At 53.2% G+C, this 20,933-nt stretch carries 21 protein-coding genes and 1 pseudogene; 7 read left to right on the plus strand and 15 right to left on the minus strand.

Features of this window, described 5'->3' with window-relative positions; genetic code table 11:
* A partial coding sequence (locus QMN38_RS27070) for an IS1 family transposase (protein WP_071528444.1) occupies positions 1 to 60 on the plus strand: 60 nt, incomplete at its 5' end.
* Positions 61 to 298: 238 nt separating this feature from the next.
* Positions 299 to 580, plus strand: a complete 282-nt coding sequence (locus QMN38_RS23370) for a YjcB family protein (RefSeq protein ID WP_048213921.1) — start codon at positions 299 to 301, stop codon at positions 578 to 580.
* Positions 581 to 646: 66 nt separating this feature from the next.
* Here QMN38_RS23370 and ssb1 read toward each other — a convergent pair whose 3' ends face one another.
* Positions 647 to 1,171, minus strand: a complete 525-nt coding sequence (gene ssb1, locus QMN38_RS23375; RefSeq protein WP_003826621.1) for a single-stranded DNA-binding protein SSB1 — start codon at positions 1,169 to 1,171, stop codon at positions 647 to 649.
* Between the two features lie 251 nt (positions 1,172 to 1,422).
* On the opposite strand from ssb1, the gene uvrA reads away from it, so the two are divergent.
* Positions 1,423 to 4,245, plus strand: coding sequence for an excinuclease ABC subunit UvrA (gene uvrA, locus QMN38_RS23380; protein WP_271454534.1), 2,823 nt, complete (start codon positions 1,423 to 1,425; stop codon positions 4,243 to 4,245).
* A 285-nt stretch (positions 4,246 to 4,530) separates the two neighbouring features.
* Here the strand turns inward: uvrA and QMN38_RS23385 are convergent, their stop codons facing one another.
* Together QMN38_RS23385 and aphA are read right to left on the minus strand one after the other, a co-directional pair.
* Complete coding sequence (locus tag QMN38_RS23385) at positions 4,531 to 4,887, minus strand: MmcQ/YjbR family DNA-binding protein (protein WP_006688292.1); 357 nt, start codon at positions 4,885 to 4,887, stop codon at positions 4,531 to 4,533.
* Between the two features lie 127 nt (positions 4,888 to 5,014).
* Positions 5,015 to 5,728, minus strand: a complete 714-nt coding sequence (gene aphA, locus QMN38_RS23390) for an acid phosphatase AphA (protein ID WP_271449293.1) — start codon at positions 5,726 to 5,728, stop codon at positions 5,015 to 5,017.
* A 121-nt stretch (positions 5,729 to 5,849) separates the two neighbouring features.
* Between aphA and QMN38_RS27075 the strand changes: the two are divergent.
* Positions 5,850 to 5,968: pseudogene (locus QMN38_RS27075) on the plus strand (hypothetical protein); the annotation flags it as partial.
* Here the strand turns inward: QMN38_RS27075 and tyrB are convergent.
* The 3 genes from tyrB to dnaB form a co-directional block, all read right to left on the minus strand.
* On the minus strand, positions 5,969 to 7,162 hold the full coding sequence (gene tyrB, locus QMN38_RS23395; protein WP_323606166.1) for an aromatic amino acid transaminase: 1,194 nt from the start codon (positions 7,160 to 7,162) through the stop codon (positions 5,969 to 5,971).
* A gap of 136 nt (positions 7,163 to 7,298) precedes the next feature.
* Positions 7,299 to 8,378, minus strand: a complete 1,080-nt coding sequence (gene alr, locus QMN38_RS23400; RefSeq protein WP_271440972.1) for an alanine racemase — start codon at positions 8,376 to 8,378, stop codon at positions 7,299 to 7,301.
* Positions 8,379 to 8,523: 145 nt separating this feature from the next.
* Entirely contained in the window at positions 8,524 to 9,939 is a 1,416-nt protein-coding gene (gene dnaB / locus QMN38_RS23405; protein ID WP_137381179.1) for a replicative DNA helicase, read from the minus strand.
* Between the two features lie 61 nt (positions 9,940 to 10,000).
* Between dnaB and QMN38_RS23410 the strand changes: the two genes are divergently transcribed.
* Positions 10,001 to 10,984, plus strand: a complete 984-nt coding sequence (locus tag QMN38_RS23410; RefSeq protein WP_323606168.1) for a quinone oxidoreductase — start codon at positions 10,001 to 10,003, stop codon at positions 10,982 to 10,984.
* 228 nt (positions 10,985 to 11,212) lie between these two features.
* On the opposite strand, the gene pspG is transcribed toward QMN38_RS23410, so the two are convergent.
* From pspG to QMN38_RS23425, 3 genes are all read right to left on the minus strand, one after another.
* Positions 11,213 to 11,455 carry an envelope stress response protein PspG gene (pspG, locus tag QMN38_RS23415; protein ID WP_048213926.1) on the minus strand — a complete coding sequence of 81 codons (243 nt, stop codon included), beginning with the start codon at positions 11,453 to 11,455 and terminating at the stop codon, positions 11,213 to 11,215.
* A gap of 133 nt (positions 11,456 to 11,588) precedes the next feature.
* A complete protein-coding gene (dusA, locus tag QMN38_RS23420; protein WP_271454531.1) occupies positions 11,589 to 12,587 on the minus strand; it encodes a tRNA dihydrouridine(20/20a) synthase DusA in 999 nt (332 codons plus the stop codon).
* A gap of 106 nt (positions 12,588 to 12,693) precedes the next feature.
* Positions 12,694 to 13,182, minus strand: coding sequence for a cupin domain-containing protein (locus QMN38_RS23425; RefSeq protein WP_202037173.1), 489 nt, complete (start codon positions 13,180 to 13,182; stop codon positions 12,694 to 12,696).
* A 115-nt stretch (positions 13,183 to 13,297) separates the two neighbouring features.
* Between QMN38_RS23425 and zur the strand changes: the two genes are divergently transcribed.
* Positions 13,298 to 13,816 carry a zinc uptake transcriptional repressor Zur gene (zur, locus tag QMN38_RS23430; protein ID WP_137381183.1) on the plus strand — a complete coding sequence of 173 codons (519 nt, stop codon included), beginning with the start codon at positions 13,298 to 13,300 and terminating at the stop codon, positions 13,814 to 13,816.
* 44 nt (positions 13,817 to 13,860) lie between these two features.
* Here zur and QMN38_RS23435 read toward each other — a convergent pair whose 3' ends face one another.
* The 4 genes from QMN38_RS23435 to QMN38_RS23450 all read right to left on the minus strand — a co-directional run bounded on the left by QMN38_RS23435 (position 13,861) and on the right by QMN38_RS23450 (position 16,734).
* A complete protein-coding gene (locus QMN38_RS23435) occupies positions 13,861 to 14,070 on the minus strand; it encodes a CsbD family protein (RefSeq protein ID WP_005132658.1) in 210 nt (69 codons plus the stop codon).
* Between the two features lie 136 nt (positions 14,071 to 14,206).
* Positions 14,207 to 15,526 (minus strand): MATE family efflux transporter DinF, encoded by a 1,320-nt coding sequence (gene dinF / locus QMN38_RS23440; protein ID WP_271440974.1) that lies wholly within the window; start codon positions 15,524 to 15,526, stop codon positions 14,207 to 14,209.
* Between the two features lie 121 nt (positions 15,527 to 15,647).
* Positions 15,648 to 16,256 (minus strand): transcriptional repressor LexA, encoded by a 609-nt coding sequence (gene lexA, locus QMN38_RS23445; RefSeq protein ID WP_103777801.1) that lies wholly within the window; start codon positions 16,254 to 16,256, stop codon positions 15,648 to 15,650.
* A 109-nt stretch (positions 16,257 to 16,365) separates the two neighbouring features.
* On the minus strand, positions 16,366 to 16,734 hold the full coding sequence (locus QMN38_RS23450) for a diacylglycerol kinase (RefSeq protein ID WP_003031701.1): 369 nt from the start codon (positions 16,732 to 16,734) through the stop codon (positions 16,366 to 16,368).
* 171 nt (positions 16,735 to 16,905) lie between these two features.
* On the opposite strand from QMN38_RS23450, the gene plsB reads away from it, so the two are divergent.
* Positions 16,906 to 19,326 carry a glycerol-3-phosphate 1-O-acyltransferase PlsB gene (plsB, locus tag QMN38_RS23455; protein WP_323606171.1) on the plus strand — a complete coding sequence of 807 codons (2,421 nt, stop codon included), beginning with the start codon at positions 16,906 to 16,908 and terminating at the stop codon, positions 19,324 to 19,326.
* Positions 19,327 to 19,384: 58 nt separating this feature from the next.
* Here the strand turns inward: plsB and ubiA are convergent, their stop codons facing one another.
* Together ubiA and ubiC are read right to left on the minus strand one after the other, a co-directional pair.
* The gene (ubiA, locus tag QMN38_RS23460; RefSeq protein WP_137381186.1) at positions 19,385 to 20,257 is read right to left on the minus strand and encodes a 4-hydroxybenzoate octaprenyltransferase; all 873 of its coding nucleotides are present in this window, start codon (positions 20,255 to 20,257) and stop codon (positions 19,385 to 19,387) included.
* 13 nt (positions 20,258 to 20,270) lie between these two features.
* Positions 20,271 to 20,768, minus strand: coding sequence for a chorismate lyase (ubiC, locus tag QMN38_RS23465; protein WP_005132668.1), 498 nt, complete (start codon positions 20,766 to 20,768; stop codon positions 20,271 to 20,273).
* Positions 20,769 to 20,933: the final 165 nt, after the last annotated feature.

Consider the following 20,933-nt stretch of genomic DNA (forward strand, 5'->3'; position numbering starts at 1 on the left):
TCGGTGGAGCTGCATGACAAGGTCATCGGGCATTATCTGAACATAAAACACTATCAGTAAGTTAGAGTCATTACCCGTTTATGAACCCAAATAGCCACACAACAACAATGGGTAATGACAGGCAAAAATAACGTCAGATACTGGTGAACAAACGAGCAGTTGTGATATAGTTCACAGAATTAATGTAACAGAAACATTGTTTCATTCATGTTATTGCCCGTCGATAGCCAGAGTACCACACCCTCTGTGAACAACCCCGCGCTGTCCTGGGCATCAAGACTTTCTGAGGACGTTTTTCATGGCAACAATAACAACTGGCGTGGTTCTTCTGCGGTGGCAACTGCTCAGCGCAGTACTGATGTTTTTAGCCAGTACGCTCAATATTCGTTTTCGTAAATCAGATTATGTTGGACTGGCCGTTATCAGTAGCGGTTTAGGGCTTGTTTTTGCCTGCTGGTTTGCAACCGGATTACTCGGTATCACCCTGGTAGATGTATCCACTATCTGGAATAACATCGAATCCGTGATGCTCGACGTGATGAGCCATACTCCGCCAGACTGGCCGATGGTGTTGAACTGATAACAGAAAGGAATGGGGTTACCCCGACACTGGGGCAACCCTGATTAACGAAATAAAGCAGAGGGATTAGAACGGAATATCGTCGTCGAAATCCATCGGCGGTTCGTTAGACGGTGCTGCCGGAGCGGATTGCTGCGGGCGAGACTGTGCGCCACCGCTGAACTGGTTGCCGCCCTGTGGCTGCTGAGGCTGCCCCCAACCACCCTGCTGCTGACCACCACCTGCCGGTGCGCCGCCGCCCTGACGACCACCCAGCATTTGCATGGTGCCGCCAACGTTAACAACGACTTCAGTGGTGTATTTTTCTACGCCGGATTGATCGGTCCATTTGCGAGTACGCAGTTGGCCTTCAATATAGACCTGAGAACCTTTACGCAGATATTCGCTGGCGACTTCCGCCAGTTTGCCGAACAGCACAACACGGTGCCACTCAGTCTGCTCTTTCATTTCGCCGGTCGCTTTATCACGCCAGGATTCGGAAGTAGCCAGCGTAATGTTGGCAACTGCGCCACCATTCGGCATATAGCGTACTTCCGGGTCCTGGCCCAGATTACCGACGAGAATCACCTTGTTTACGCCTCTGCTGGCCATGATCGTGTCTCCTGAAAAACGTTACTGAATAAGTGTAAGCGCGGGATTGTAGCATTTCCAATAGCGCTTTTACTACGTTGCGAAGTTGATTCCAGTAAACAACCTCAGCCAGACATTGTTGCACAGACGCCTGTGTTTTGCATTCCGATACTGTATATCCATTCAGGTTGGGTTGTGTCATAATTAACCGTTTGTGATCGCCGGTAGCACCATGCAGCCAGGCAAAAAAGCGTTTAATCCGGGAAAGATGAATGGATAAGATCGAAGTTCGGGGCGCCCGCACCCATAATCTCAAAAACATCAACCTCGTCATCCCGCGCGACAAGCTGATTGTCGTTACCGGGCTTTCGGGCTCAGGCAAATCTTCGCTCGCTTTCGACACCTTGTATGCCGAAGGGCAGCGTCGTTACGTTGAATCCCTTTCCGCGTACGCACGTCAGTTTCTGTCGCTGATGGAAAAACCGGACGTCGACCACATTGAGGGGCTCTCTCCCGCCATCTCAATCGAGCAGAAATCGACGTCGCATAACCCGCGATCCACGGTTGGGACAATTACCGAAATTCACGATTATCTGCGCCTGCTGTATGCCCGCGTTGGCGAGCCACGCTGCCCGGATCACGACGTGCCGCTGGCGGCGCAAACGGTCAGCCAGATGGTAGACAACGTCCTGTCGCAGCCAGAAGGCAAGCGCCTGATGCTGCTGGCACCGGTAATTAAAGAACGCAAAGGTGAGCACACCAAAACGCTGGAAAACCTGGCAGGCCAGGGCTATATCCGCGCACGTATTGATGGTGAAGTGTGCGACCTTTCCGATCCGCCTAAGCTTGAGCTGCAAAAGAAACACACTATCGAAGTGGTGATTGACCGCTTCAAGGTACGAGACGATCTCACTCAACGTCTGGCCGAATCGTTTGAGACTGCGCTGGAACTTTCCGGTGGTACGGCAGTGGTCGCTGATATGGATGACCCGAAAGCAGAAGAGCTGCTCTTCTCCGCCAACTTCGCCTGCCCTATTTGTGGTTATAGCATGCGCGAACTGGAGCCACGGTTGTTCTCGTTCAACAACCCGGCAGGCGCGTGTCCGACCTGTGATGGTCTTGGCGTACAACAGTACTTCGACCCGGACCGTGTGATCCAGAACCCGGAACTGTCGCTGGCAGGCGGGGCGATTCGTGGCTGGGATCGCCGTAATTTCTATTACTTCCAGATGCTTAAGTCTCTGGCTGAGCACTATCAATTCGATGTAGAAGCCCCGTGGGCCAGCCTGAATCCTACGGTCCACAAAGTGGTGCTATACGGTTCCGGCAAAGAGAATATCGAATTCAAATACATGAACGATCGTGGCGATACGTCCGTACGTCGCCACCCGTTTGAAGGTGTATTGCACAATATGGAACGTCGCTATAAAGAGACGGAATCCAGTGCAGTCCGCGAAGAGTTAGCCAAGTTTATCAGTAACAGACCTTGCGCCAGCTGTGACGGAACCCGTTTACGCCGGGAAGCCCGTCACGTGTTTGTCGAGAATACGCCATTGCCTGCGATTTCCGACATGAGCATCGGCCATGCAATGGATTTCTTCAACAGCCTGAAACTTGCAGGTCAACGGGCGAAGATTGCTGAGAAAATCCTCAAAGAGATCGGCGACCGCCTTAAGTTCCTGGTCAACGTAGGCCTGAACTATCTGACACTGTCCCGTTCAGCAGAAACACTCTCCGGTGGCGAAGCACAACGTATTCGTCTGGCAAGCCAGATTGGCGCAGGTCTGGTCGGTGTGATGTACGTGCTGGATGAACCGTCAATCGGTCTGCATCAGCGTGATAACGAACGCCTGCTCGGGACACTTATCCATCTGCGCAATTTGGGTAACACCGTGATTGTGGTTGAACACGATGAGGATGCCATTCGCGCCGCCGACCACGTTATCGACATTGGCCCAGGTGCAGGCGTTCACGGTGGTCAGGTTGTGGCCGAAGGGACGCTGGAAGACATCATGGCCGTACCGGAATCGTTAACCGGCCAGTACATGAGCGGTAAGCGTAAGATTGAAGTGCCAAAACAACGTGTTGCGGCTGATCCGGAAAAAGTGCTGAAGCTGACTGGCGCACGCGGCAACAACCTGAAAGATGTCACCCTGACGCTGCCGGTGGGTCTGTTCACCTGTATTACCGGCGTGTCCGGTTCCGGGAAGTCGACGCTGATTAACGACACATTATTCCCGATTGCCCAAACTCAGCTTAACGGCGCCACGCTGGCAGAGCCCGCGCCATACCGGGATATTCAGGGTCTGGAACATTTCGACAAAGTGATCGACATTGACCAAAGCCCGATTGGTCGTACACCGCGTTCCAACCCGGCAACCTACACCGGCGTGTTTACGCCAGTGCGCGAACTGTTTGCCGGCGTACCGGAATCCCGTGCGCGTGGTTACACGCCAGGTCGTTTCAGCTTTAACGTTCGTGGTGGGCGCTGCGAGGCCTGCCAGGGCGATGGCGTGATCAAAGTCGAAATGCACTTCCTGCCAGATATTTACGTGCCGTGCGACCAGTGTAAAGGTAAGCGTTATAACCGTGAAACGCTGGAGATTAAGTACAAGGGCAAGACCATCCACGAAGTGCTGGATATGACGATTGAAGAAGCTCGCGAGTTCTTCGATGCTGTTCCTGCGCTGGCGCGTAAGCTGCAAACGTTGATGGATGTTGGCTTGACGTACATTCGACTGGGCCAGTCCGCGACCACGCTTTCTGGCGGTGAAGCCCAGCGTGTGAAGCTGGCGCGTGAGCTGTCAAAACGCGGTACCGGGCAGACGCTGTATATTCTTGATGAGCCAACAACCGGGCTACATTTTGCCGATATTCAGCAACTGCTTGACGTGTTGCATCAGCTCCGGGATCAGGGCAACACCATTGTGGTGATTGAGCACAATCTGGACGTGATTAAAACAGCCGATTGGATTGTCGACCTCGGTCCGGAAGGGGGTAGCGGCGGCGGCGAAATTCTGGTCTCTGGTACGCCAGAAACAGTTGCTGAGTGTGAAGCCTCACACACGGCCCGCTTCCTCAAACCGCTGCTGTAATAGCGCTGAAATTATCAGGCCTGCAGTATAGCCGTAAATATTGTAGGCCGGATAAGGCGCTTGCACCACACCCGGCAATGGCTGTGCCTGATGGCGCTGTGCTTATCAGGCCTACGAAACGGACCGAAAATACATAAATAGCCGTAGGCCGGATCAGGCGCTTGCACCGCACCCGGCAACGGTTGCGCCTGATGGCGCTGTGCTTATCAGGCCTACGAAACGGACCGAAAATACATAAATATCTGTAGGCCGGATAAGGTCTTGCGCCGCATCCGGCGAAACGGATCAGGGCTGCGCCAGTATCCGGCGTTTATCTTCCGGTAGCGTGTTCACCGCCTGCTGATAAGAGGCATCGACCAGATAATAAATTTGCGAATCCGGCAACGAGCCGTCCAGATACACCGTACTCCAGTGCGCTTTGTTCAGATGCCGGCTTGGCCGGACATCACTATGCTGCTGGCGTAACAACTCCGCCAGTTCTGGGCTGGTTTTCAGAGAGACTGCCGGGCGTTCTTCCACCTCTTTTACCATGGCAAAGAGCACATCTTCGACTTTGATTTGTGTGGCTTTCCAGTCACTGTGCACGCTCTGCTCCGCGCCTGTTTTCGCCATGCAGTATTGCAGCAACTCCGAATTCGTCATTTTTATTCCCCTTACCAGCAAGTCGCCTAATGAGAACATCATTTATTCAGTGTGCAGCAAGTCCGCAAAAGGTAAAAGCCGGTAACGTAAATTTGTTTAAAAAATCATCACCCCGTATTCGGTGACCTCAGTACTCTGAATTTACGATCACCTCTTCGCCAAACCCTCCTGCCTGTGGCAGCGGCTTATAGGTAGAGTTAGAGGCGCGCAGAATACGAATCCCGCGGATACCGACATCGCGAGCGGCGGTGATGTCATTATCGGAGTCGCCGTAGAACATGCGGATATTTTTTTCCTGCAACCACTGCGTTTTGGTGTTCTGCCCAGGCTTGTCACCGGCAAAAATAACCGGGTTCATATTTGCAGACGGGATGTGGAAGTTATCAGCCAGCGTTTTAGAGACCGTTTCGGTCTTCGTCGGGCTGCGTCCGGTCACGAAAAAGATGCTGTCGCCGCGGCGAACATGCATATCAATCAGCTGGCGCGCCACTTCTTTCGGAATGCTGAATTCATCCCAACCGTTGTTCATTTTCTCCCAAAAGGCTGGATTTTTCAGGTAATCCTCGCTGTCCGGGGAGTACGTTTTTTTACCGCGCCAGAAGCCCGGGCTGGAAAAGAGAACCGTATCATCGATATCAAAGCCAACGGCCATCGGCGGGCGGCCCGTCAAACTATTTTCAATTTGTGCAACAGAGACCCAGTGAATGGGGGCCTGCTCAGCAAGTTTTGCAACGTTAGTACCTGGATTGAGCTGAGAAGGAGAAGAAACTAAAGCCTGGGCTGGCTGATTCAACGTGAACAATAAACAAACGGCACTCAGTGCCAAAGTAATCTTGCGCATATTTTTCCCTAAGTAGTCAGTTAGTTATGATTTTTTATTTAACAACTGGTCAAAAAACTATCTGACCTTACCCCCTGGGGGAAGGGAAAGGAAGGATTTTCTCTGGTTTTGTTACAGAAAAAGAGGACGATCACACAGGGAAACGTGCCTGATGGCGCTGCGCTTATCAGGCCTACAAATGAAAAATCCATATGCCTTTGTAGGCCGGATAAGGCATTTTCGCCGCCATCCGGCACCTAATTACATTACTGCGGCAAATGCCTTCGCAACCCGCTTCACGTTGCCGTGATTCAAGCCCGCAACGCACATGCGTCCACTGGCAATCAGGTAAACACCAAACTCATCACGCAGGCGGTCAACCTGAGCCGCACTCAGCCCGGTATAGCTGAACATACCACGCTGTTGCAGCAGGTAGTCGAAATTACGGCCCGGAATCTCAGCGTTCAGCACGTTGACCAATTCCTGACGCATCGCCAGAATACGGGTACGCATTACCTCAACTTCCGCCAGCCAGCTGGCTTTCAGCTCTTCATCACCCAGTACCGCGGCAACAACCTGTGCGCCAAAGTTTGGCGGGCTGGAGTAGTTACGACGAACCGTCGCTTTTAGCTGCCCCAGAACACGACTAGCGGCATCTGCGTCTTCACACACCACAGAAAGCCCGCCAACACGTTCGCCATACAACGAGAAAATCTTCGAGAATGAGTTGCTGACCAGAGTCGGTAAACCAGCACTCGCAATCGCGCGGATGGCGTAGGCATCATCTTCCATTCCGCCACCAAAGCCCTGGTAGGCAATGTCGAGGAACGGGATCAGGTCGCGCGCTTTCAGGATCTCAATAACCGCATCCCACTGTGCTGGTGTTAAATCCGCACCCGTCGGGTTATGGCAGCACGGATGGAGCAGCACAATGCTACGCGCTGGCAAGGAGCTCAATGTTGCCAGCAGGTCGTTGAAACGAACGCCATTAGTCACGTCGTCATACCATGGGTAAGTACTTACTTCGAATCCCGCACCTTCAAAAATCGCGATATGGTTTTCCCACGTCGGGTCGCTGACCCATACGCCAGAATCAGGGAAGTAACGCTTCAGGAAGTCCGCTCCCACTTTTAACGCACCAGACCCCCCCAGCGTCTGAATCGTTGCCACACGCTGTTGCTGGAGTACCGGATGCTGCGCCCCGAACAGTAGCGGCGCAATGGTATGGCGATACGTGTTCAGACCTTCCATCGGCAAATACAGCGAAGCGCCATGCGGCTTCGCATTGAGGCGGGCTTCCGCTTCTGCAACGGCTTTAAGTTGAGGAATAATCCCATCTTCGTTGTAATACAGACCAATGCTGAGGTTCACTTTGTCGCTACGTGAATCCTCTTTAAAGCGCTCCATGAGCGATAAAATCGGGTCGCCAGCGTAGGCGTCAACTTTTTGAAACACGTGTGGTTCTCCAGGTTTACAGGCAGTGGAATAAGAACACAATAAACCGGAAGCGGGAGAAGATCGAGAGGATGTTGCAGTTGGTGAGAATATTGCCGGATGGCGACGGTAGCGCCTGATCCGGCATATCAGGTAATTAATCGATATATTTCATCGCAACCCTTGATGTCAGGCGCGTGATAAGTTCGTAAGCACTTACTTTCGTCATCTCTGCGATGCGTTCCACAGGCAGGCCATCGCCCCACAGGATCACGGGATCGCCCGCTTTGTCCTGCGCCTCGGGGCCTAAATCAACGCAGATCATATCCATCGCAACACGACCGACAATCGGCACTTCACGGCCGTTAACCAGCACTGGCGTACCCGACGGCGCAGCTCGCGGATAACCATCGCCATACCCCATCGCCACCACTCCGAGACGTGTGTCGCGTTCGCTCTGCCATGTGCCACCATAACCCACTGGCTCACCAGCTTTATGCTCGCGCACGGCAATCAGGCTTGATGTCAGTGACATCACTGGCTGGCAACCAAAATCTTCTCCGATGGAGTGATTTTCCAGCGGCGATACACCGTACAGAATCAGACCCGGACGCGCCCAATCGAAGTGAGACTGCGGCCACAGCAAAATACCGCCAGATGCAGCAATTGATCGCTGCCCCGGTTTACCTGCGCAAAAGCTATTGAAGATATCGAGCTGCTTTTCGGTCGCGCCACACTCAGGTTCGTCGGCACGGGCAAAGTGGCTAACGATATTGACCGGCTGGCGCACGTTTTCACATTGCGTCAAGCGCTGATAAAACGCCTCAGCCTGCTCCGGGCGTACGCCCAGGCGGTGCATACCCGTATCGAGCTTCATCCAGACAGTGACAGGTTCAGTCAGTTCGGCCGCTTCCAGAGCATCAAGCTGCTCCTGGTTATGTACGGCAGTATGCAGACGCTGCGCGGATATCGTCGGCAAATCGGAAGCATCAAAAAATCCCTCCAGCAGCAGGATGGGTTGCGTGATCCCTCCCGCGCGTAGCCGCAGGGCTTCTTCAAGACGAGCGACACCAAAAGCGTCCGCATCCGGGAGCGTTCGCGCGGTCTCTAACAGACCATGGCCGTAAGCGTTCGCTTTCACGACCGCAACCAGTTTACTGGCAGGTGCCAGTTCACGCAGACGTTGCAGGTTGTGTCGCAGAGCGCGGCGGTTAATGACAACAGTTGCCGCTTGCATTTTAATTCCTTAATAAAAGAATCGCCTAAATCATTCGTGTTGCAGAAAGGCGACAAGCCTGAGAATCCCCGGGAGCTTAGTAAACTAAGTGACCGGGGTGAACAGGCGTAGCCAACGCATCTGCAGCATGAAGGATGACGGAGATTTATTCGTCGTCGTATTGTGGGCCCGCATAATTATCGAATCGCGACCACTGTCCGTTAAACGTCAGACGTACCGTACCGATTGGGCCGTTACGTTGCTTACCAATAATGATTTCTGCGATCCCTTTCAGGTCGCTGTTTTCGTGATAAACCTCATCACGATAGATAAACATGATTAAGTCGGCATCCTGCTCAATAGAGCCTGATTCACGCAAATCTGAGTTGACCGGGCGCTTGTCAGCACGTTGTTCCAGAGAACGGTTAAGCTGTGACAGCGCCACCACCGGCACATGCAGTTCTTTCGCTAACGCTTTCAGCGAGCGGGAAATTTCGGCAATTTCCAGCGTACGGTTATCGGAAAGCGACGGTACACGCATCAGCTGCAGGTAGTCGATCATGATAAGTCCGATACCGCCGTGTTCACGGGCGATACGGCGTGCGCGCGATCGCACTTCCGTTGGCGTCAGACCGGAGGAATCATCAATATAGATGTTTCGTTTCTCCAGCAAAATACCCATTGTTCCGGAAATCCGCGCCCAGTCTTCATCATCCAGTTGACCGGTACGGATTTTGGTCTGGTCCACGCGCGAAAGCGAGGCCAGAGAACGCATCATGATCTGTTCTGAGGGCATCTCGAGACTGAAGATAAGAACCGGCTTATCCTGCAACATCGCCGCATTTTCGACGAGGTTCATCGCAAATGTCGTTTTACCCATCGACGGACGTGCCGCGACAATAATCAAGTCCGACGGCTGTAGACCCGCGGTCTTTTTGTTGAGGTCGTCATAGCCGGTATTCACCCCGGTGACGCCGTCGTGCGGCTGCTGGAACAACTGTTCAATACGCGCGACGGTGGCATCGAGCACATCGGTAATATTTTTCGGGCCTTCGTCTTTATTGGCGCGGCTTTCGGCAATTTTAAAGACACGGGATTCCGCGAGATCCAGCAGGTCTTCACTGGAGCGTCCTTGCGGATCGAAACCCGCTTCCGCAATCTCATGGGCCACCGAAATCATGTCACGAACAACGGCGCGTTCGCGGACGATATCAGCATAGGCGCTAATATTCGCCGCACTTGGCGTGTTTTTAGATAACTCAGCCAGGTATGCAAAACCGCCGACGCTGTCCAGTTGCCCCTGAACTTCCAGCGACTCTGCCAGCGTAATCAGGTCGATAGGTTTACCCATCTCCTGCAGGCGATGCATTTCGGTGAAAATATGCCGATGCGGGCGGGTGTAAAAATCCTCCGCCACCACGCGCTCGGCGACATCGTCCCAGCGTTCGTTATCCAGCATTAAACCGCCCAACACCGACTGTTCCGCTTCAATCGAGTGCGGCGGTACTTTCAGCCCGGCGACCTGCAGATCGCGCTCACGAGCATCAGTCTGTTGTTTGTTGAAGGGTTTATTTCCTGCCATAGTGAATGGAGTTACCGAGATAATGATTGGGTCGAAAGATTACCACATTTCTGGAGGAAGCATGGCAACACGTATTGAATTTCACAAGCACGGCGGCCCTGATGTACTGAAGGCTGTGGAGTTTACGCCCGTTGACCCGGCGGAACATGAAATCCAGGTCGAGAACAAAGCGATTGGCATCAACTACATCGACACCTACATCCGCAGTGGACTTTATCCGCCTCCCTCGTTACCCAGTGGTCTGGGCACAGAAGCCGCAGGCGTGGTCAGCAAAGTCGGCAGCAAAGTGACGCACATTAAAGCCGGCGATCGTGTGGTGTATGCCCAGTCAACACTTGGCGCGTACAGCTCAGTGCACAACGTGCCAGCCGATAAAGCCGCCATTCTGCCTAATGCCATCTCTTTTGAGCAGGCAGCGGCCTCATTTCTGAAAGGGTTAACGGTTTTTTATCTGTTACGTAAAACCTATGAAATCCAGCCCGACGAGCCCTTCTTGTTCCATGCAGCAGCGGGCGGCGTTGGGCTGATTGCCTGCCAGTGGGCAAAAGCGCTGGGAGCGAAGCTGATTGGTACTGTCGGCAATGCGCAGAAGGCGCAAATAGCGCAGCAGGCCGGTGCATGGCAAGTGATTAACTACCGTGAAGAAAGTATCGTCGAACGGGTTAAGGAAATCACCGGTGGTAAAAAAGTACGGGTGGTATACGACTCGGTGGGGAAAGATACCTGGGAAGCCTCACTGGATTGCCTGCAACGCCGGGGATTGATGGTCAGCTTTGGCAACGCCTCCGGGCCGGTAACCGGCGTTAACTTAGGTATTCTGAATCAGAAAGGCTCGCTGTATGTCACGCGCCCTTCTCTGCAGGGTTACATCACCAACCGCCACGAATTAACGGAAGCCAGCAATGAGCTTTTCTCGTTGATTGCCAGTGGGGTGATTAAAGTGGATGTTGCGCCTGGTCAGACATTCGCGCTGCACGACGCACGGCGTGCCCATGAAGTGCTGGAAAGCCGCGCCACGCAGGGTTCGAGTTTGCTGATCCCGTGAGACTTCCCTCTTAAATAATTCAAGCAGCCAACACACCTGCGGTTTGAATTATGACGGGGAAAGAAAGAATTAGGGCTTCCCGCAGGAAGCCCTTTCTTTTTTTAGTTCGGCTGTATGTAGGGTACAGCTCGATGAATTCGTTAACCACGCAATAGTGACAGATTTGATAATCAATTCCTATTTGGTTCTAAAGGCAATGTTGCAGGTTGTGACGCACCGCTCAATACCTCAGTAAAAGCGGCGGTTATTGCGCTGATACTGTGGGACTTTTGGCGCTTTTATCGCCTTAATCACCCACACCACGGCGACGGCCAGTAGCAGCCAGGGAAGCAGTTTAATCATCAACGCAAACATCCCACCGAGGAACATCACTGCCGTCGCCACCATCAGCGCGGCGAGGATGCCCAACAGTGATATGCCAGTGACCATCAACATGATAAAAAAGCCAATCACAAAAAGTAGTTCCAGCATGACGCTCTCCCGAAATGAAATTCTCTCCATTGCTTTACAAGAAACATGCCAAAATTAATGCATTGATTTATAACGAAAACGCCCCGCGATAAAACGCAGGGCGTGGTGAAATTGACTAACTTTTGGTGAGAACTTAACGCTTATCTGCGACCAGTTTCAGCGCATGTTCCAGAACGTTAATATCGGCCCCGGCTTTATGCGCATTTTCACTCAGATAACGACGCCACTGACGTGCGCCTGGAATGCCCTGGAACAACCCGAGCATATGGCGGGTCACATGCCCCAGATACGTCCCCTGACTCAGCTCCCGCTCAATATAGGGATACATGGCGCGCACCACGGCGACAGGGTCAGCATCCGGAGTAGTCGCAGCAAAAATTTCACGGTCGACCGATGCCAGAATACCCGGGTTTTGATAGGCTTCCCGACCCACCATTACGCCGTCCATATATTGCAGATGCGTCTTTGCTTCTTCCAGTGATTTAATTCCACCGTTTATCGACATCGTCAGGTGCGGGAAATCACGCTTCAACTGATAAACACGGTCATAATCCAGCGGCGGGATCTCACGGTTTTCTTTCGGGCTTAACCCGGACAGCCAGGCCTTGCGGGCGTGGATGATAAACATCTCACACTCACCGTTACCGGAAACCGTATTGATGAAGTCACACAGGAATTCGTAGCTGTCCTGGTCATCAATGCCAATACGCGTTTTCACCGTCACCGGAATCGACACCACATCGCGCATCGCCTTCACACAATCAGCGACCAGTTGCGCATTCCCCATCAGACAGGCGCCAAACATCCCGTTTTGTACGCGATCGGAAGGGCAACCGACGTTGAGGTTAATCTCGTCATAGCCTCGTGCTTCAGCCAGCTTTGCGCACTGGGCCAGCGCGGCCGGATCGCTCCCACCTAGCTGAAGTGCAACCGGATGTTCTTCTTCGCTATACGCCAGGTAATCGCCTTTGCCATGAATAATTGCCCCGGTGGTCACCATCTCCGTATAGAGCAACGTCTGGCGAGACAGCAGGCGCAAAAAGTAGCGGCAGTGTCTGTCCGTCCAGTCGAGCATCGGCGCGATAGAAAAACGATGAGCGGGAAAAGCGGTAGACTGAGATTCAGGCAGCATGGCGAATATTCAAGCATCCGGTTAAAAAAGGGGCGCTACTATAGCATAGACCGTTGCGATAGTGAGCCACATCGTCGTGGATAGCGCCCTTCGTTCGCGTAGATCGTCATTTCCGCCCAGGTTTTCCGTCGTGTGGACCAAAAAACTGTGGAGGATGGTCAACCCAGCGATCCTCACGTGTGACCGCGTAGACCGGATTGAGCGGATAGTAGATACGGTTATGCTTCTTGTTCGCCTCACCGACGACCAGCAGCCGCACCTCGTCACTGGTGTTGTTGATAAAAGTGTGGCACACGCCGGTTCCTGCCGGAAAACCGACGCTATCGCCGGGTTCCAGCTTCCATAAGTAACCATTTATCCAGGCTTCCGGGTAGCCTTCCAGCACGTAGATAAACTCTTCTTCATCGCTTTCAGCGTGTGGATAAGAAGTACGACGCCCCGGCGGCAGGCGTTCGTGATGAATACCTAGTCGCCCTAACCCCAACCTGCGGGCCAGCGGCGCGCCAATAGAAAAAAGCTCATCGCTGCCTGGATAGGTGGCGTCATCAGGCCCCTCAACTTCACGCCAGTGGCGAATACAATCGGGTCTTTTCATGTTAATTTTCCAGTGTTGCGATGCGTCAGGTATAGCACACAGCGGTGGATCTCGGCGTTTTAAGCAGAACATGATAAAGTAAGGGATTAACCTTCCACACAAATCGAGGCGCCAAATGGACAAAACCACCACGCAGGAGTTATTGGCTCAAGCTGAAAAACTCTGTGTGCAACGTAACGTGCGACTAACGCCACAACGCCTCGAAGTGCTGCGCCTGATGAGCCTGCAGGAAGGTGCGATCAGCGCCTATGATCTGCTTGATCTGCTGCGGGAAACCGAGCCGCAGGCCAAACCTCCTACCGTGTATCGTGCGCTTGATTTTCTGCTTGAACAAGGTTTTGTGCACAAAGTGGAATCCACCAACAGCTATGTGCTCTGTCATCTGTTCGATCAGCCAACCCATAGCTCGGCAATGTTTATTTGTGACCGCTGTGGCGTGGTAAAAGAAGAGTGTGCGGAAGGCGTGGAAGATATTATGCATACGCTGGCAGCTAAAATGGGATTTGCTCTGCGCCATAACGTGATTGAAGCCCACGGCCTGTGTCCGGCATGTGTGGAAGTGGAATCATGCCGCCATCCTGGCGATTGCCAGCATGACCATACCATTCAGGTGAAGAAGAAAGTCGGGCGGTAAATAAAAGAGCGTACATCCTTGTACTCTCAGGAGGGAGGGGTTAATTACCAGCGGTAATCGTTGCGTTTTTCCCAATCTTTAACTTCTTTCTCCGCCTGATCTTTCGCGTACCCGTATCGTTCCTGGACTTTACCTACCAGCTGGTCGCGTTTACCTTCAATGACCGTCATATCATCATCGGTCAGTTTGCCCCATTGCTCTTTCACTTTACCTTTGAACTGTTTCCAGTTACCGCTGACTTCGTCTTTATTCATCATCAAGTCCTCATCGTTAGGTTGTGAATAGCGAGAGTGCTGCGCCCGGATACATGCTGTTTTTGCTGGGCGTGATAATAAGTGTAGTCAGGGATTCTGGGTTTTATTTACTATTCAGAATTTTTAACCATAAGCATCAGGCAAACCAGGTGCCATTACGCCAGTGACGTCGCCAGATGAAGGCCAGTGAAAGCCCGCGCAGCGCGAGAAAAACGGTTAACGCCAGCCACAAGCCGTGGTTTCCAAGCCACGGTAAAGCCAGTAGCGTTAACGCGAAACCCGCGGCCGCAACGGCCATGCTGTTACGCATTTCCGCGGCTCGTGTTGCGCCAATGAACATCCCGTCCAGCAGATAACACCAGACGCCCACCAGCGGTAAAATCACCTGCCAGATGAGATAGCGATCGGCCAGAAGTTGGATCTGCGGCAATGAGGTCAATAGCGTAATGATCTGCTCGCCGAACAGGGCATAGACCAGGGAAAACAGGATCGCCACGATACCCGACTGCCGGCAAGCCGCCCGCCAGACATCCAGCAACTGGCTACCATCGCGTGCCCCATAGGCCTGGCCAGAGTGCGCTTCTACAGCATAGGCAAATCCGTCCAGCGCGTAGGCGGTGAACGTCAGCAGGGTCATCAGAACGGCATTAACCGCAATGATATCGCCCCCCAGACGCGCGCCCAGCACCGTGATAGCGCCAAAACAGAGTTGCAGCAGCAACGAGCGCAGCATGATGTCGCGGTTAAGCGCCAGTAAACGGCGGAAGTTGCCGCGCCACGCAAGCTTCAACATCGCCAGCGAAATTCCGCGTATATGCAGGACTTTACGTACCATCATCAGGCCGATCAGCAAAGTGGCATATTCGGCAATCACCGTCGCCAGCGCCGCGCCCTGCACGTTCATATGCAGGCCCATCACCAGCCACAAATCGAGCGCGATGTTAAGCACATTGCCAACAATCAGCAGGATAACCGGCGCGCGTGCATACTGGACGCCAAGCAGCCAGCCAAGCAGCACCAGATTTGCCAGCGAGGCGGGCGCGCTGAGCCAGCGGATTTCCAGGAACCTTCGGGCCTGCTCCAGCACCGCTTCACTACCTCCCACGATATGTAACGCCAGGCTGATAATCGGTGTACGAAACAGTGCGATAAGCAATCCGGCACCCAACGCCAGCATCAGCGGCTGAACCAGCGCGCGTGCCAGTGCCTGCGGATTTTTCGCGCCGAACGCCTGGGCTGTCAGACCGGTGGTACTCATGCGTAAAAACAGCAGTAGCATAAAGAGAAAACTGGTCGCTGTTGCACCAACGGCAACGCCACCAAGGTAGACCGGGCTATCCAGATGACCAATCACCGCCGTATCCACCAGTCCCAGCAGTGGAACAGTGATATTGGAGAAAATCATCGGTAAGGCAAGGTGCCAAAGTGCTTTATCAGAGGAGGTAAAGAAAGGCATGGAAAGGAGCCTGAAAAGGAATTAACGCGTTTTTGTAGGCCCGACAAGCGAAACGTCATCGGGCAACTTGCCGGAGAGCGACATAAACGCCTTTTCCGGCCTACAGGAAATCAGCAGATCATTACAGCCATTCACCGTTACGAATCACGCCGACAGCCAACCCTTCAATAGTGAAGCTTTGCTCACGCAGGTCAACGATGATCGGTTTGAACTCGCTGTTTTCTGGCAAAAGTTCAACCTTGTTGCCCTGCTTTTTCAGGCGCTTAACCGTGACTTCATCATCAATACGGGCAACAACAACCTGGCCGTTACGTACGTCCTGCGTTTTATGCACAGCCAGTAAATCGCCATCCATAATCCCGATATCTTTCATCGACATACCGCTGACGCGCAGCAGAAAATCGGCGTTCGGTTTGAACAGTGATGGGTCAACCTGGTAATGGCCTTCAATGTGCTGCTGTGCCAGAAGTGGCTCACCGGCCGCGACACGACCAACAAGCGGTAAGCCTTCCTCTTCTTCCTGCAGCAGACGAATACCACGCGATGCGCCAGAAACGATTTCCAGCACACCTTTACGCGCCAGCGCTTTCAGGTGTTCTTCAGCCGCGTTTGGGGAACGGAACCCCAAACGCTGCGCGATCTCCGCACGCGTCGGTGGCATACCTGTCTGGCTGATGTGATCTCTAATGAGATCAAACACCTCTTGCTGCCTGGCCGTTAACGCTTTCATTCCGCCCCCTGGGTGTATATACAGTTATGCTGTGAGTATATACAGCTAAAGGCGAATTTGGAACCGCAAACTGCACAAAAAACAGGAGATTTATGAAGTTGTGGAATCTTTATCGCAAATGCGACCACAACAGGATGCCCCAGGTAATCAGAGCGACGAAAATAGAAAGCAATACCGCAGCCGATCCCATATCTTTCGCCCGGCCAGAAAGCTCGTGATACTCAGAACCAACTCGGTCGACAACCGCCTCAATGGCGCTGTTCAGAATTTCAACGATCATCACCAGCATCACCGAACCAATCAGCAGTACGCGGGTAATCGCGTCAACGTCCAGCCAGCAGGCAATGGCTACCCCCAACAGTACGGCAACGCTTTCCTGACGGAATGCCGCCTCATTGATCCATGCGGCGCGGAAACCTTTCCAGGAATAGCCTGCTGCTTTGATAATCCGGGTGAATCCAGTGGTATTATTGGCCATCAAAAGAACCTTTTTACATTATTAGCGTGAGTATCATTGTATCGTTACCCTGTTTGTTTCAGGGCATAAGCAAAGCTGCGCGAAGTATGACGGGATACCACAGAAATTCACTAAACTTTCTGATATCCTTGCAGCGCATTTGCATTATTAACCAGAGGCTTTACATCGTTTATGTCCGGCTGGCCACGAATTTACTACAAATTACTGAATTTACCATTAAGCATCCTGGTAAAAAGCAAGTCTATCCCGGCGGAACCCGCCCCGGAATTGGGACTCGATACCTCTCGTCCCATTATGTACGTATTACCGTACAACTCAAAAGCTGACTTGCTGACACTGCGTGCCCAATGTCTGGTGCACGACCTCCCCGATCCCCTGGAACCGCTGGAGATAGACGGGACTTTGCTGCCGCGCTACGTGTTTATACACGGCGGCCCGCGTGTATTCACCTATTACACGCCAAAAGAAGAGTCCATCAAGCTGTTCCATAACTATCTCGATCTGCATCGCAGCAACCCCGATTTGGATGTGCAGATGGTGCCGGTATCGGTGATGTTTGGCCGAGCCCCAGGGCGCGAGAAAGGCGAGGTCAACCCGCCACTGCGCATGCTGAATGGCGTGCAGAAATTCTTTGCCGTCTCCTGGCTGGGGCGCGACAGTTTTGTCCGCTTCTCACCTTCCGTCTCCCTGCGCCGCATGGCAGACGAACACGGCACAGATAAAACCATCGCACAGAAACTGGCACGCGTGGCGCGTATGCACTTTGCCCGCCAGCGCTTAGCCGCGGTTGGCCCTCGCCTCCCTGCCCGCCAGGATCTGTTTAATAAACTGCTGGCCTCAAAAGCCATCGCACGCGCGGTGGAAGATGAAGCACGCAGCAAAAAAATCTCCCATGAAAAGGCGCAGCAAAACGCTATCGCATTGATGGAAGAGATTGCCGCGAATTTCTCCTATGAGATGATCCGCCTGACGGACCGTATCCTGGGCTTTACCTGGAACCGACTGTACCAGGGAATTAACGTTCACAATGCCGAGCGCGTACGCCAACTGGCGCACGACGGGCATGAAATCGTCTATGTACCGTGCCACCGCAGCCATATGGATTACATGCTGCTGTCGTATGTTCTGTACCATCAGGGGCTGGTTCCACCGCATATCGCTGCAGGGATCAACCTGAACTTCTGGCCGGCAGGTCCGATTTTCCGCCGTCTGGGCGCATTCTTTATTCGTCGTACGTTTAAAGGCAATAAGCTCTATTCCACCGTATTCCGCGAATATCTGGGCGAGTTGTTCAGCCGTGGTTACTCGGTTGAATACTTTGTCGAAGGTGGTCGCTCACGTACCGGCCGTCTGCTTGACCCGAAAACCGGCACCCTGTCGATGACCATCCAGGCGATGCTGCGTGGCGGTACGCGTCCGATTACCCTCGTTCCGATTTACATCGGCTATGAGCATGTGATGGAAGTGGGAACTTACGCCAAAGAGCTGCGTGGCGCGACCAAAGAGAAAGAGAGCCTGCCGCAAATGCTACGCGGTTTGAGCAAGCTACGTAATCTGGGTCAGGGCTACGTTAACTTTGGCGAACCTATGCCATTGATGACCTACCTGAATCAGCATGTGCCGGAGTGGCGCGAATCTATCGATCCTATCGAGTCTATTCGCCCGGCCTGGCTGACGCCGACGGTAAATAACATTGCCGCCGATCTGATGGTACGCATTAACAACGCGGGCGCGGCCAACGCGATGAACCTGTGTTGCACCGCGTTACTGGCTTCCCGTCAGCGTTCTTTGACGCGCGAGCAGCTAACCGAACAGCTCGATTGCTACCTGAGCCTGCTACGCAATGTGCCGTATGCTTCGGATACGACAGTACCGACACAAAGCGCCAGTGAACTGATCGACCACGCCTTGCAGATGAACAAGTTTGAGGTTGAGAAAGACACCATCGGTGACATCATCATTCTGCCGCGCGAGCAGGCGGTACTGATGACCTACTACCGCAACAACATTGCGCACATGCTGGTTCTGCCTTCGTTGATGGCCGCGATTGTGACTCAGCACCGTCGGATTTCACGCGCCGCATTGCAGCAGCATATTGAAGCGCTGTACCCGATGCTGAAAGCAGAGCTGTTCCTGCGTTGGGAGCGTGATGAGCTTGCCGGCGTGATTGACGAGCTGGCCAGCGAAATGCAGCGTCAGGGTCTGATAACCCTGCAGAACGATGAGCTGCATATCAACCCGGTTCACTCTCGCACGCTTCAGCTGTTGGCTGCGGGCGCACGTGAAACGCTACAGCGCTATGCCATTACCTTCTGGCTGCTGAGTGCGAACCCGTCCATCAACCGCAGTACACTGGAAAAAGAGAGCCGCACCGTGGCACAACGTCTTTCCGTACTGCACGGTATCAACGCACCGGAGTTCTTCGATAAAGCCGTGTTCAGCTCTCTGGTGCTGACGCTGCGTGACGAGGGCTACATCAGCGATACCGGTGATGCCGAACCGGAAGAAACGATGAAGATCTATCAGATGCTGGCCGAATTGGTCACATCCGATGTGCGTCTGACTATCGAGAGCGCAACGCAGGGCGAGTAAGCATAAAAAAACCGGTCAAATGAAATGACCGGTTTTTATTTTGCGGGCTAAGCCAAACTCAAAGGTGCCAGTAGCTCATCGCCAGTCCTAAGAACAGTACCAGCCCCACATAGTTATTGTTCATAAACGCTTTAAAGCAGGCATCCCGTTCACGATCGACAATCAGTTTCTGCTGATACACAAACAGCGCGCCCGCCACCAGCAGTGACCAGTAATAGCCCAGTCCTAACCCATTCAACCAGCCCACCGTCGCCATCAGCGCCAAAACACCGACCTGCAGAATGCCAATAATCAGCTTATCGTTCTGACCGAACAGAATGGCGGTCGATTTAATGCCAATCTTCAGATCGTCATCACGATCAACCATCGCGTACTGGGTGTCATACGCCACCGCCCAGAGAATGTTGGCGAGGAACATCAACCAACAGCTCAGCGGAACAGATTCACTGACGGCGGCGAACGCCATGGGAATAGACCAGCCAAACGCCGCCCCCAGCACCACCTGCGGCAGGTGCGTATAGCGTTTCATGAAGGGATAAACCCACGCCAGTGCTAACGCCGCAACGGACAACAAAATCGTCATCGTGTTAAGAGTCAGAACCAGCAGGAAGGCGAGCAACACCAGCACAACAAACAGCGTTCGGGCCTCTTTCTCCGTGACTGCACCGCTCGGCAGCGGTCGGTTTGCGGTGCGTTTGACGTGTCCGTCAAATTTCCTGTCGGCATAATCATTCACCACGCATCCGGCAGCGCGCATCAGCCACACACCGGCGACAAACACCGCCAGTATCCACAATTGCGGTACGCCAGGGGTCGCTACCCACAGCGCCCACAGCGTCGGCCAGAGCAGCAGTAAGGCGCCAATTGGCTTATCCGTACGCATCAAGCGGTGAAACGCCAGCAGCTTATTCTGCGTCAGACTCCACTCCATCTTTATCTTCCTCTCAGTACAACGGCGATGCAGGCAAAAAAAGCTCGGTAAGCATCAGCGGCTTACCGCTCAGCCGCAGGCGGGAACGACGTCCCCACAGCGCTGCATCGCGGCCAATCTCAATAAAATCGCGGGTCAATGTCGATGATGTAAACAGATAGCGCCCGAGCGGGGTTTTCCCCAGATTTTGCAAAGCCAGTTCGGGGCCGCACAAGGTGGATTCCGGCACGACAGTCCGACCGGCAAGCCACGGCTCACCATCCGCGCATAACAGGATTTCCCGCAACCAATAGCGGGATTCTGCCGGCAACAGCGTCAACTCTTCAGTGACCTCATTTTGCCCAACGAATCCTTCTCGTATCAATGTTACGGTGACCTGTTTTCCCTGCTGCTCAAAACGTTTGGTCATGGAATCTTCCAGTAACAACCAGTCGAGCAATTGGGGGTCAAGCGACGGGATCGCATCAAAATAACGCAGAGCACGCAGTTGCGTTAACGCGGGGTGTGGCATGCCTTACTCTCCGATTCATAACCTGAGGGCATTGTATCGCAGAAAAGGCTTTGCGGGGTGAGCAAACACGATTAAGTGATCGGTAGGGCAACATAAGTGTAACAAGTAGCATCGAAGGATAAAAAAAGGTGCGCCAGGAGACGCACCAGTTGTTGCAAAATCAAC

The organism is Citrobacter sp. R-1.5.2, from assembly GCF_035064245.1.
Lineage (GTDB): Bacteria > Pseudomonadota > Gammaproteobacteria > Enterobacterales > Enterobacteriaceae > Citrobacter.